General features: G+C 36.5%; 12 protein-coding genes. 4 read left to right on the top strand and 8 right to left on the bottom strand.

Going from position 1 to position 13,099, the window contains the following annotated elements; all coding sequences use genetic code 11:
* Window positions 1-34: 34 nt before the first annotated feature.
* The 3 genes from cas4 to RT761_RS14185 all read right to left on the bottom strand — a co-directional run bounded on the left by cas4 (window position 35) and on the right by RT761_RS14185 (window position 2,395).
* Window positions 35-529, bottom strand: coding sequence for a CRISPR-associated protein Cas4 (gene cas4, locus RT761_RS09240; RefSeq protein WP_218111135.1), 495 nt, complete (start codon window positions 527-529; stop codon window positions 35-37).
* A complete protein-coding gene (cas3, locus tag RT761_RS09235) occupies window positions 523-2,097 on the bottom strand; it encodes a CRISPR-associated helicase Cas3' (RefSeq protein ID WP_246465341.1) in 1,575 nt (524 codons plus the stop codon). The genes cas4 and cas3 overlap by 7 nt, the downstream gene beginning before the upstream one ends.
* 172 nt (window positions 2,098-2,269) lie before the next feature.
* A complete protein-coding gene (locus RT761_RS14185; protein WP_281387960.1) occupies window positions 2,270-2,395 on the bottom strand; it encodes a hypothetical protein in 126 nt (41 codons plus the stop codon).
* A gap of 116 nt (window positions 2,396-2,511) precedes the next feature.
* Here RT761_RS14185 and istA point away from each other — a divergent pair, with 116 nt between their 5' ends.
* Window positions 2,512-4,065: an IS21 family transposase gene (gene istA, locus RT761_RS09230; RefSeq protein ID WP_218110944.1), complete on the top strand. Its 1,554-nt coding sequence runs from the start codon at window positions 2,512-2,514 to the stop codon at window positions 4,063-4,065.
* Complete coding sequence (gene istB / locus RT761_RS09225; RefSeq protein ID WP_218110943.1) at window positions 4,058-4,801, top strand: IS21-like element helper ATPase IstB; 744 nt, start codon at window positions 4,058-4,060, stop codon at window positions 4,799-4,801. Before istA ends, istB begins: the two co-directional genes overlap by 8 nt.
* A gap of 332 nt (window positions 4,802-5,133) precedes the next feature.
* On the opposite strand, the gene RT761_RS09220 is transcribed toward istB, so the two are convergent.
* The 5 genes from RT761_RS09220 to cas6 are packed head-to-tail and all read right to left on the bottom strand — an operon-like array spanning window position 5,134 to window position 9,761.
* Window positions 5,134-5,643: a CRISPR-associated endonuclease Cas3'' gene (locus RT761_RS09220; protein ID WP_218111133.1), complete on the bottom strand. Its 510-nt coding sequence runs from the start codon at window positions 5,641-5,643 to the stop codon at window positions 5,134-5,136.
* A complete protein-coding gene (cas5b, locus tag RT761_RS09215) occupies window positions 5,600-6,349 on the bottom strand; it encodes a type I-B CRISPR-associated protein Cas5b (protein WP_218111132.1) in 750 nt (249 codons plus the stop codon). Before cas5b ends, RT761_RS09220 begins: the two co-directional genes overlap by 44 nt.
* Window positions 6,350-6,361: 12 nt before the next feature.
* Window positions 6,362-7,279 carry a type I-B CRISPR-associated protein Cas7/Csh2 gene (gene cas7b, locus RT761_RS09210; protein WP_218111131.1) on the bottom strand — a complete coding sequence of 306 codons (918 nt, stop codon included), beginning with the start codon at window positions 7,277-7,279 and terminating at the stop codon, window positions 6,362-6,364.
* Window positions 7,260-9,047 (bottom strand): TIGR02556 family CRISPR-associated protein, encoded by a 1,788-nt coding sequence (locus tag RT761_RS09205; RefSeq protein WP_218111130.1) that lies wholly within the window; start codon window positions 9,045-9,047, stop codon window positions 7,260-7,262. Before RT761_RS09205 ends, cas7b begins: the two co-directional genes overlap by 20 nt.
* A gap of 18 nt (window positions 9,048-9,065) precedes the next feature.
* Complete coding sequence (cas6, locus tag RT761_RS09200) at window positions 9,066-9,761, bottom strand: CRISPR-associated endoribonuclease Cas6 (protein ID WP_343073745.1); 696 nt, start codon at window positions 9,759-9,761, stop codon at window positions 9,066-9,068.
* 414 nt (window positions 9,762-10,175) lie between these two features.
* On the opposite strand from cas6, the gene cas10 reads away from it, so the two are divergent.
* On the top strand, window positions 10,176-12,569 hold the full coding sequence (gene cas10, locus RT761_RS09195; protein ID WP_218111128.1) for a type III-A CRISPR-associated protein Cas10/Csm1: 2,394 nt from the start codon (window positions 10,176-10,178) through the stop codon (window positions 12,567-12,569).
* Window positions 12,570-12,616: 47 nt separating this feature from the next.
* On the top strand, window positions 12,617-13,096 hold the full coding sequence (gene csm2, locus RT761_RS09190; protein WP_218111127.1) for a type III-A CRISPR-associated protein Csm2: 480 nt from the start codon (window positions 12,617-12,619) through the stop codon (window positions 13,094-13,096).
* The last annotated feature ends 3 nt before the right edge of the window (window positions 13,097-13,099 follow it).

Here is a 13,099-nt window from a genome sequence, read left to right as displayed (position 1 = left end):
ACTTTTTCTTTTAAAAATTTCGAAATAATTGATTTTAACACCAACAAAAATCTCGATAAGCACAATTTCGACAATAAGGTATCTTTTTCAATTCTGGTGGTTTTTCCATATTTGAAATCTTTTCAATTTCCAGAATAGTAGTTTTTAGCATATTCTCAAGTTCCTCAGATAAAACCATTTTTTCCCTTTTCTTTTCTTTGGGGAATAGCAACTCTCCTCGTGCTGTTATTCCAATTTCTTTTAAACGATAAAGATAGTAAGCTAATTGAAGTTGGGCAGTCTTTTTGGCTTTAGAGGACTTTTTAATCTCTGCTACTACAACATCATTATTTTCTTTTTTTACTAAATCAATTTTTAAATTATCAAAAACGACCTCTTTTTTTGAACGAGCAAATGATTCTTGAGTAATAAAGCGACCAATTTCCAAAAAAGGATGGTCCTGGGCAGCTTCTAATCCATGAATGAGATACCATACCGAACGGTGACATATTGAATAATAATTAATCATAGTTCCATTAATTTTTACCAAAGGAAAATATCTCCTTGAATTTTATAGCCAGTTTTGGAATCATAAAAGCTATCAAGAGACGACTGGCTTATATATCCAAATCCATAAACAAGTGGTGGTTGGTTTTGAATTGTAAAAGGAACTGCAATAACATAATGATAGAATCGATTCTTTATTTTTTGAAACTCAAGTCGGCGTTTATATACCTCCCCAATCTCTTTTAGAGAAAGATAGGTTTCCCATAATTTTTTGGCTTCATCATTTATCTCAATAAAAACATCGAATCTTGGAAAATCCTCCTCTATTAGTTCAAAGTCCTTAATTGATTTTTCATCATCAGCAGCAAGTTGGTATCGGAGCTTGCTTAAAGCATTTAAGTAACTTTCCGATTCTTTTTTACTTTTTCTTTGACAAATTGTTCTATAATAGCTATCTACCAAGCCTAAAAAATCCTTTTCTTCGATAAAATCTTGAGAGTCAAGGACCTCTCGAGTTGCACCTAATAAAATTCGATCGTATATTGAATTAGCGTACAATTTATTTTTTTCGTTGAGCAAAAAAATCAAATGCATTTCTCCCTTGTTATTTAAACTATTTCTGTTGCATCTTCCTGCAGTTTGATTTAAAGAATCAAGGGGGGCAAAATCTCGATAGACTATATCAAAATCAATATCCACTCCGGCTTCGATTAATTGAGTTGAAACCACTATTGAAGATTCACCGTTGCGAATTGCTTTTATTCTCTCTAATCTTTGCTGGGGAACAACATGACTCGATAAAAATTCAATCGATTTTTGATAATGATTTTCTATTAATTGGTGAGCTTGACGCGCTGAAGAAATTGTATTGAAAACAAAAAGTGTTCTCCCCCTGATGTCCTTGGGCAGGTTTTCAACGAATTCTTCTAAAGTTGACTCTTGTTTATGAATATAGATCCTTACTCGATCTAAATTTTTAAAATAATGGTTTTTTTCCACCAATGTAATTAATTGTGATGGTTCAAATAAAAGAGGCTCAGTGGCCGTAACTAATAATACATATGAATGACTTAAATTACACCAGTCCTTTAAAACCTTGTTCACTGCTCCCCAAAATTTAACCGGTATACTTTGAACTTCATCCAATATTATTATTGAAGGGCAAAGTCGGTGGAATTTACGTAGAGACTGATTTCTATACCCAATCAAAGTATGAAATATTTGTACAAAAGTTGTAAGAACGATCTCAGCATTCCAGCCTTCAATCAATATTTTTGCTTCATCTGGCTCAAAATATTCATCGGGTTTTATATAGCTTATACCTGATAAGTGATGGTGTTTAAGGAATAAGCTGCTATCCAAGTCTGGGAATTCAAAAGACAATATCTCTTCAATCACTTCCGCACATTGATCTATAATACTTAAGAATGGAAGGGCATAAATAATTCGAGGAAGCAGTCCTGATTGCTGATGAATCTTCTCTCTAAGTTTAAAAGCAAAGGCAAGAGCTGCGATTGTCTTCCCCATTCCGGTTGGTAAATTTAATGAGAATAGTGGATTTTCAATTGATTGATTGATATTTATTGCTTCTTGGAAAGCTCGTTCCCGCATTTGATTCAATGCACTTGCTTCATGAATATGGAATCTTTCTCGATATTTTTGGATGGTACTAAATGGAATGGTTAGATTTCTTGACGGAAGACCAGATTTTATTACTACTTCGGTTTTATCCCCATCTATGAGAAGAGAAAAAAGTAGATTGGCAAAAAAATATATTTTGATGTTATTCGTTTTCCTCCATTTTCTCCGCTCTTCCTTCATTAAAGTAGGAAAAGAATGAACCCAGTTCTTCAAATTCTGGAGAGTAGGAATGAGTAATATTTTGGGATAGACCCACTCGTATACTCAAAAAGGTCCACCATGAGTATCAAATAGGCCCACCTTGGTCATGGAGAGATCCACCTGACATATAATGAGGAAATACACTGTAAAGTGTAAATCTTCATTAGGAGGCTGATCAAATAAATGATCAAGTATCGAGAAATTCTTCGGCTTCACAGCCAAGGTGTGAGTCAACGTGGCATTGCTGCCAGTTGCCAGTGCTCACGGACCACAATCCGTAATGTGGTTGAACGGGCAGAAAGGCATGAGATTTCATGGCCTTTCGATAAAAACATGTCGGATGCAGATCTTCAGGAACTCCTTTTTCCGGAAAAAAGGAGTCAGTCCAATCGAAAAATACCGGATTGCGAATATGTTCATAAAGAAATGGCCAAAAGTGGTGTCACCTTAAGTTTGTTGTGGCATGAGTACCATGAACAATGCCGCTTCAATGGTGAAATCCCACTCATGTACAGCCAATTCTGTCGGTATTATCATAAGTATGCCAATACCACCAAAGCCACTATGCGCATTAAGCGCAAACCCGGTGAAATGCTGGAAGTGGACTGGGCTGGAAAGACTGGTTTTATTGTTGATAATCTAACCGGTGAACTTATTCCAGCCTATATCTTCGTAGCGAGCCTATCTTGCAGCCAGTATGCCTATGTAGAAGCCTTCCTGTCAATGGATATGGAAAGCTGGGTCAATGCTCATGTTCATGCGTTCAAATACTTTGGTGGAGTGGCCAGAATCCTCGTGCCAGACAATTTAAAAACCAGTGTAGATAAAGCCTCTCGACCAGATCCCAAGATTAATAGAACCTATCAAGAAATGGCCGAGCATTACGGGACAGCAGTCATTCCAGCCCGAGTCAGGCGCCCCAAAGACAAGCCCCATGCCGAAAGTACGGTGGGTATTATTTCCACCTGGATCATTGCCTCTTTGCGAAACCAACAGTTCTTTTCATTACACGAACTGAATAGCGCCATCCGTCTTAAGCTGGAAGAATTCAACCAGAAACCTTTTCAAAAGAAGCCGGGAAGCAGGAAAAGCGCCTTCCTAGAAGAGGAAAAAGCACTGCTTTTGCCTTTGCCTACTTCCCCATACGAGCTTGCCACCTGGTCAACGGCGTCCGTACAGTACGATTATCACATAATTGTGGATAAAAATCACTACTCAGTGCCCTATGAGTACATCCGGCATCAAGTGGAGGTACGTATAACCAGCAAAACTGTTGAAGTTTTTTACCACAATCATCGCATTGCTTCCCATATTCGGATTCGCGGTCAGGAAGGCCAGATTGTCACGGTACCGGATCACATGCCAGAGAAACATAAACAGTACCTGGCTGTAAATGCTGATCATTTTAGGAATTGGGCTGCTTCCATTGGACCTCATGCCGTCATTGTGGTGAATGCTCTTTTGTCAGCATCAAGAGTTGAGAAACAAGGTTACCGTTCTTGTACATCGCTTATGAAACTCGCTGACAAGTATTCTTTATCCCGCTTTGAAGAAGCGTGCCAGCGGGCACTTTGTTACACGCCCAGTCCGAGTTTCAAAATCATCCAGACCATCCTCAAAACCGGTCAGGATAGAATATCAGTCCAATCAGATCGACAAAAAGCGACAAAAGACAATCCCAACATCTACGGATTTGTCCGGGGTGCCGGCTACTATGGAGGAAAAGACAATGATTAATTCTACGACCATGAACAAGCTGCATGACATGCGACTCTCCGCTATGGCGGATGCTTTCAAACGCCAACTGTCTGATGAGAAATATCAGGAGCTATCGTTTGAAGAACGGGTTGGTATTCTTGTTGATGTGGAATGGGCTAAACGCAGAAGCAATAAACTGCTCCATCTCATTAAAAAAGCAGATTTCCGCTATCCTCAGGCTAGCATTGAAGATATTGAATACCATGCCGACAGGAAACTAGATAAGGCACAAATCCTACGGCTATCTGGGTGCGCTTACATCCAGGAGAAACGCAACCTCATCATCATGGGTGCCTCTGGAAACGGGAAATCTTATGTTGCCTGTGCTTTTGGTATGGCGGCTTGTCGCAACTATTATACCGTTAAGTATATCCGACTACCGGATCTTCTGGATGAACTGGCAGTGGCTCGAGGTGAAGGTGTCTATCAGATGGTGATGAAGAAGTACAAAAAGGTTGGCTTACTCATTTTGGATGAATGGCTCTTAACTCCACTTAAAGACACCCAGGCAATGGATCTCCTTGAGATCGTTGAAGCAAGACATCAGAATGCTTCTACTATTTTTTGCACCCAATTTGCTCCACGTGGGTGGCATGAAAAGATCGGCGAAGATACACTAGCAGATGCCATTCTTGATCGTATTGTCCATGATTCCTATACCATCCTTATTGACGGCAAAGTGTCAATGAGGGAACGACATGGGATTAAAAATTGAGCCAGAACTAAGTAATTAAGAGTGTATTTATGTCTGCCGGTTAAAGAGGCTGATGGATAGTACCGACCTCTTGTGGACAACCCTCCGCTTCGTGGACGACCAAAACACGTTGTTCACGCTCTCCACAGCCTCGGCATCTGGTGTTCTATAGAAATCTTAATCTTGTTCCTTCAAACTACCCATCAAAGAGTACTATTCTCAGAACAGTAAAACTCATGATTCGGAAAAGTGGGCTTATAGCTATTGTGGTTCATTTAAACCGTCATATATAGCTATGGAGTTAACGTATGCACCTAGTGGATTTATTTGGTGCACTCGATGGGTCTAAAACATCATACTACTGGGTTTATCATAAGACAATAAACAGTAGGAATGGTCGGAAGACCATATTTATAGAGGTTGTCAATTAGAATTGACCATTTTTCCTGGTCGATATTGTCAATCTGTTTTTTAACCAAATCTATTTCTTCATCTTCAAGGTAAGCTTCCGTTTCAGGATTTTCGAGGTCTCCATGATGGCGTAGTACTGTCATATAACCCAGCATAGGCATTTCATTATTTTGGAATTGTTCTTTGAGTATATGGTAGGTTATCAAAGCGGAAAATAGCGAATGACGTGACAGCTTTTTAGGAACTCGCTCACCTTTTAAATGTTTTTGAAAAAAGTCAGTAGCTTTTCCTAAGTCATGAGTTAACCCGACGATTTTGGCAGTTATTCCTAAAGCTGATTCTGCCAAATCGTCAGGCATTTCACTTAAATAATGAACGATTAGCTTTTGTGTTGAAATTAAATGTTCTTCAAGAAGTTTCCCGGGATGAGAATAAAGTTGAGAAGGTAACAATTTTTTCTCCATTCTCTAATTCATTACACTTTCCTTTTTTAAATGTGAGATTATTCCCATTTGACTCAAATAACACTTCTTCATAACTTTTAACTATCCGATTATTATCCATATAAACCGGTATTCTTTCACGAAAATATCTTTTTCCTTCTTCAATTTTCATTTCACTAAGATTGATTTGAGCAATTGGAATAACCGAATCTATTGAAAAATGGTCTTCAAAGCTTATTACCTTTCCTTCAAATTCTCCAACCCAAGAATAATCTCCTATCAATTCCGAAAGACCAAGCGAAAAGGTGTAATAGGTCCAGTGGTTACAAATATGGGAACGAACTTTTTGATAAATTTCATTTTCATCATGAGAAAAATAAATTCGATATCTTGGAGACTTTAGGAATTCGGTACGAATCTGCGTTCTTGGTTCATGATTCTTCTTGCTTATCAACTGCCAAGCATTTCCCTTGGTGTTGATATGATTTAGGCCCATGCGTACTTTTTGAATTGGACTTAGAATACGAATTGCATATTGACATTTATCAAATGATAAAATATCTAAATAATTTTTTTTATCAATTCCACAAATAGCAGCTATCATGCCTCCAATAGTTGGTGGAGGCGGAAAAGAAAAGGTTAACGGAGATGAGGTAGTATAGAATTTCTTGAAATGAGCATAGTCCCCATAAATGTCAAAGGCTAAATATTTCATATCCTACTCCATTTAAAAATGAAATGGTTTAAGGGGATAGTCAGAAAATACTTCTGGAAAGGTGGTATTTTCTCCGTTAATAGTTAATTTGATTTGATCATCAATTTGATAACCAATAGTATGTATTTCATTTTTTCTCTTTTGCAAAACCTGAGCTAATTGATTGATTTCTATTGTCCCCTCTTTTATGGAGCGAATTTCTTCATCACGTTTTTCATGGACAAATTGAATCATATTGTCAAGCTCACCAATGTGATATTTGTCAGACTGATACTGTATCCATATAAGCATTCGGGGCTGATGCTCAGCTTTTGAAACTGAAATAAGATTTTTTGTTCCATTCCATAAAGCTTCTAATAAAAGTTGAATATCCTGATCAGTTGCCAAAGAATATCCTTGGTTTTGAGCAGCTTTTTCATTGACTACACCGTAAAAAGCAATCAAGGAATAGGGAAGAACATATCGTTCGGTAAAAGTACCTTGGGCTCTATCTTCACCAGAAGGCATAACAGTTGTTCCCTTGACAAATGCTGGCACTACTCGGTGGAGCGATTTTCCAAATTTGAATTGCACCGGTCCAGTTAGTGCTAAGGTAAAATCTTTAATAGCTATTGTTGCTCCGAAAAGTCGGATATCGATGCATTGTTTGATCACTTCTTCATTTTGATTTTTGAATTTTTCCATTCTATTTTCTTTGGTAACCAATTTTTTATTGTCATCTCGTATTTCTTTAATAAAAATATCCAAACCTCGGTAATCATGAAGGTAATCTCTTACGGTTCTCTTCAACCTCACGTCGGTTACAATGTTACGACTAGTCTCTTCATCAATTCGTGGTTTGTTTTCATCAACCGGGTCACCATTGGGATTGCCCCAGCTTACATCATAAAGAAATAAAATTTCCGAACGATTATTGATTGGTTGGGTCATTTTCTTGTACCTCCTCGGGTAATTCTTTTTGATAAATGATTTTTGCAACTTCACTAGTTAAATTCATGCCAGCTGCAAAGAAAAAATTGATTTCATCAACTGACATATTCCAATCATCTCCTCCACTCATTAAATATTCAGTTGCCAAAGTTGCAATCATTCTTTTTCCTTGATCGAAAGAATCATACTCACTGAGCTTGTTTTGAACCTTGGGAATAAGGCCTCGAATATCTTTTTCATTCATTCGAAGTCCCTTGAGATTTTTCATAAAAGGCTTGGCTTTCCGGTCGTGATATTGCTTTCTAAGCAACAACTCGGTTAAAACTCCGGTTAAAACGATTCCTCTCTTGACGGAGTCACGCATAAATTCCCCATATTTATCAAACAAATTATCAATAGATTGATTTTGACCCATCAGACATTCAACTCCATTCCAATCAAAGGAAATAATCTTCAAATATTGAAAAAATATTAAGTTACACAAAGCTTTTTTGGTTATTAGAGAAAAATATTCATCCCGTTGAAATGCTCTTCGAACATCTTTCATGAAAAAACGATATAAAAATGTTTTATTAATAAGCTTTGCAGTAAAAACCGAATCAATGATGTTCAAAAAATAGCCATTAAGATCAGCGTTTTTCTTTTCAGGTTCAGTTTTTCCAAAAAATTGCCTGATAAAAGAAAAATTGTAATTTTCGTCGTCAAATAGCTGATCTACTCTTTTTTTAGCTTCAAAAATTCTTTTTAATCGGGAAGGAAAAACATCTTCAATAACCAGAAGAATTCTCTCGGCTGATTGTGACTTTCGAAGGAACAAAAAACTAAAATTTAAAACATCATTTTCATTGACCAAGACATCAAGGATATCATCTTCGGTTATAAGGAATTTTTTTCGTTCTATATTCGATAGAGATATGGTTCGATTTCCTTTTAGTGCTTGTAATGTTTCACTTTTAACAAAATTCTTACCCAAAAGGAATCGTGGTATTAAAAAATACTGAAGTCCATAAAAGTTAAACATCAAATTCTGTTGAAGGTATTTTTTACCTTCCTCAATGGCTAATATGCATTCTGAACAAAGTGGGAAGTTTCTCCAGGATAATTGTTCTTCAAATCCCCCCACAATAAAACCAGGTTTATCAATTGTATAAAAGGCATAAGAGCTAGCATTTCCATATACCTTTTCTCGAATATTTCCGCAGATAGAACAGGTTTGATTAGAAGTAGATATTGTATCGAATTTTTCATTAACCAGCCTGAGCAACATTTTTTTAAATAATGAGTACTCGCCAATATATTTCCCATCAATCTTTATTGAAATGAGGCAATTGGTTTTTGCAGTAAATCCTTGGGTTAATCTTTCTACTTCGGATAAAATGAGAGGCTCTTTATCTTGCATTTCTTTGAGGATATAAGTAATGAAATATATATCTTCGGTTTCTAAATCAATTTGGTTCTTTTGGACTTTTTCAAACCATCCACGGATTTTCATATTCCAAGTTTTTCTTGGATGGGTTAGTTTTGCACAGGGAGTAAAATCAGGACCGTTTGCCGCTCCTTTGCGGTAGAGATATTTCATGACTCTACTTGGTTCGAATTCTTCAATAATTACCTTTTCAAAGAGCTGATTTTGAATACATATCGCCAAAAAAACATATTCCTTTTTTGGTTGTTGCTGCGGAAATGGGTTTTCAACTAAAACTGAAAGAATTTCTTTTTCTTCTTCATTGATATTCCATTCACCTAATTCTTTAATGGTTTCGAGCATGACTTCTCACCTCCTTCCTCATTGAATCTCAAAACACCCGAACCCGGCTGAATTTTTGCATCCTAACCCAGCGTTGTAACCAACTCCTATTAGTTCTGGACTCCCTGATAGCTGGTATTGCCCCATCCAACCATGAATGACGGTTTGTTTATAAAATATGATCTTTTCATGGCTTTTGTTTACAAGCAAAGGAGTGATGTGGAATTGGTAGTCTTGACTGGGGTTTGTATCACTTATGAGGGTAAATTTTTTAAGTAGATTGTCGCGAAGCTTCTCCGAAAATTCTTTTTCCCAAGGATTATAATAGTAGGTTTTCTTTTTCCCATCATGACGATACAAAGTGCTATACATAACTATTGGTGAAGTCATTATGATTTTTACTTCAGAAGTTAGCTTTTTATCGACCATGACTTCTATACTTTCAGCCCATACTTTATTTTTTCCTAAAAATAGCTCCTTCTTCCTAACTAAATATTGGGCTAAATTCTCTAAAATATTGACTTTTGGTGAGGAAATAATCAAGGAAACTGGGGGATAAAAAGTGAAATCTTTTTCTGGATTAAAACTCATTTTCCCCATCAGACGAGAAAAGGTAAACAATTTGAAGTTCCTATTGCCTAATTGATACCCTTGGCTGTGAAGCATATCTGCTAAGCCATCATTGAGATTAGAATATATAAAACCCTGAAGGTGAGTATTGTGATGAATAGGCAAGGAAATTGGGTGTTGAGATTGTAAATTAATTTTAATTCTCAGTGAATATTCCCTCCTTCTTCACTTAAATCAATAAAAACATAAAATATTTTAACAAATAATATTCATTCGGTACAGCAATTAACATTTATGAATAATAACTGAGATAGAAACTCATTCTATATCCAAGTAGGAAAAATCAAGGTTAGTTACATTTTTTTGAATCGTAGATAGCTATAAAATTAAATTAATACGATCACCAATAGATGAAAAATATTCATATCACCTGATAAATGCATATCCTACAACCCTTTTTTAGTATATCCTAAATCAAATAAAATAATATATTTTTTAAATTTTTATATTTTTACTTAATATATATTTATATGTATAATAAACAATAAAAGTTGTTAAATTCTTCAAGGAGGGACGTCAATGAATGGAGAACAATTCGTCCTTGGAGCTTTACTTCATGATGTTGGAAAAGCTCTTGAAAGATGCCGTTATTTCGATTTACCTGAAAAGCTCCGTAAAGAGAAAGTAAACCATGCGCATGCCAAATATTCAGCTTTTTTAATCCAAACCCTCAGGAGTGCCCAAAGCTCTTTTTTAAATCCACGATTAAAAGACCTTTTCACTAAAGAAGTTGAGAAACTCGTCCTTTTCCATCACAATCCTCGTACTCCAGAAGAACTCATTCTCCAGATAGCAGATTGGATTTCAGATGAAGAATGGGAAGAAGATGAAGAAAATCTTCAGATGTATTACAAAGTCCCCCTCCTTTCAATTTTTTCTCAAAATGGTGAAAATTCAAAGCCTCTTTATTACTCCTTAAAACCCCTTGACTATGAAACGCTTATGCCCACCACAAAAGACACAGTAGAAACCACAAATTATAAATTACTTATGGATCAGATGCTAACCGATTTTCCAATGGTTGATTCTCTTGAAAAACTTATAGGAATCCTTGAAATTTATTTCTCCTCTATTCCAGCCCAAACCACGCGATTTAAAACTGATATATCGCTTTACGACCATTCACGGGTCACCGCAGCTCTTGCTCATGCTCTTTATATTGATTGGAAGCAAGACCTTCTTGAAACCAACGATTTCCAAGAAATTAAAAAATGGATTGAGCAGAAAGATGGTGCTATCGGTTTTAAAGATATTTTTTTAGTTGTTGAGGGTGATCTTTCCGGAACACAAAATTTCATTTTTAATATTCCATCAAAAAAAGCAGCTCGAAGCCTCAAAGGGCGATCGGTATATTTAGACCTCATTCCTCGATATATCGCAAAATATATTTTAGATCAATGTCAGTTAACTCCAGCCAATATCCTCTATGTGGGAGGAGGAAATTTCCAGCTCCTTCTGCCTTGTTCCTGCGAAGAAAAAATGATTCAAATCCGAAAGAAGGTTTCATCTACACTTTGGGACCTCCACCAGGGAGAAATTGCTTTTACTCTTTCATCGGTGAAAACCAACTTGGAAGGCATTTTTTCATTTCCGATCACCCTTGAAAAACTCCACGATATGATGATTAAAGAAAAACAGCGGCGTTTTTGGGAAATCAAAGAAGACCTCTATGATCAACTCTTTGTTCCAAAGAATGAAATAATTCAGGAACGGGAACATTGCATTTCATGTGGGCGCAAAGGAACTCCCTATTCTGATCACGATGAAGTTCTTTGCCCAATTTGCCGGACACTGGTTGAACTTACTGAAACCTTGAAAAATGCCAAATATCTTGTTGAAAAAAGAGTATCCCCAGATCAACGGTTTTCTCATTCTTCCGTTTCTGATTTCTTTGCTTCACTTGGATATACAATTAGCTTTGTAGCTTCTTTATCAAAAATTAAAACTGAGGAGAAAATTTATCGGTTGGAAAATATGGACCTTCATGGTCCAGATCAATCTCTCTTGGATGGATTCCTATCCGGAAGCTTTTCTTTCCCCAATAAGACTTTTGATCAAATTGCTTTAACCAGCCTTCATTCCGAGAACAACGATAAGAAAACCGGAAGCCCCAGACTTGCTTATCTTAAAATGGATCTTGACAATCTGGGAAAACTATTCTCTAATATCACCAGCAAAGAGAAAGAACGTTCCAGAGAAGCTACCTCGTTTTCTCGCATTCGGACTCTTTCGAGACGAATTGAGCTCTTTTTTAATTTCTACCTGGTGCATCTTATTCGAAAGTACGATCCGGATCAAACCAAAATTTATCCGGTCTTTGTGGGTGGAGATGATTTATTTATAGTAGGAAATTGGGAAGCTGCTGTCGACTTTGCCAGAAAAATAAGAGAATCCTTTCAAGAATATACCGGCAAGAACCCTATGTATACCCTTTCAGGTGGAATTGTGTGTGTTCCCTATGATTATCCGGTCATACGGACTGGTTCTTTAGCAGAAGAAGCTCTTGTCGCTTCGAAAACCTATCTCTATCCAGGAGAAGATACTACTGTTAAAGATAAAGTGACTATTTTCAATGAAACTCTAACTTGGTCAGAGTTGAAAATCGCCTGGGAATTGGGAGAAAAAATTGCCCATACCATCAACCAAGGCAATTCCAGCCGAGCATTGATTCATAAAATATCCAATTCTTTAAATGATTTTAATCCTCTCATAGACCAATCCAACCAAAAAATTATCAAACCTCCAGCAATCTGGAATTTTCTCTATCATCTTCGAAATGATAGGGGAATCGCTGATCTGATAGAAGAAATTATTTTAAACAATATTTTCAGAGACCAAAAAATTAAGAACCCTCGTCTTATTTTGGTTGCCAACCGGTTTGCCGAGATGAAAACCAGAAAAGCCATGGTTTAAAATAATATATAAATTGTTTTCTATTTATAAAAAGGAGGAAGGCAAGAATGAATATGAGTGCCGGAAGAAGACAAGCACCTAATTTCAACCAAAGTTATGGGAAAGAGAGTTCACCAGAAGAACAGTGGCGGAAAACCCTCCAGGAATTTTTTAAAACTGCTCATTACCCTGAAAATGTATTGCAGTTTGAGCGAATGGGTATGGATGATTTTAAAATTTTCAATCTGCAATTAAAAGATTTTATAAGAGAGCGGGCAAAAAACGTCAATTCAACTAAAATACGAAAAATTTTTGAAATCATAAAAAATGCAAAAGATGGAAGAGAGCTTCTACTTGCTGTCCCACGATTAGCTTATATTGTTGGTCGAGAGGACATCCGAGTCCGAGAATCAGTCGGATTAGTCATTACTTTTCTCAGTGATTCCATATTAGCCTTACAATCAAATGAAGACCGGGCAGGTTATAAAGGTATCCAAAAATGCGCCGAAGCAATGGTTGCTTATCATAAATATTATTCTAACAAATAATTA

Source organism: Atribacter laminatus (genome assembly GCF_015775515.1).
Taxonomy (GTDB): Bacteria; Atribacterota; Atribacteria; order Atribacterales; family Atribacteraceae; genus Atribacter; species Atribacter laminatus.
This window is presented reverse-complemented; position numbering and strand designations above follow the sequence as displayed.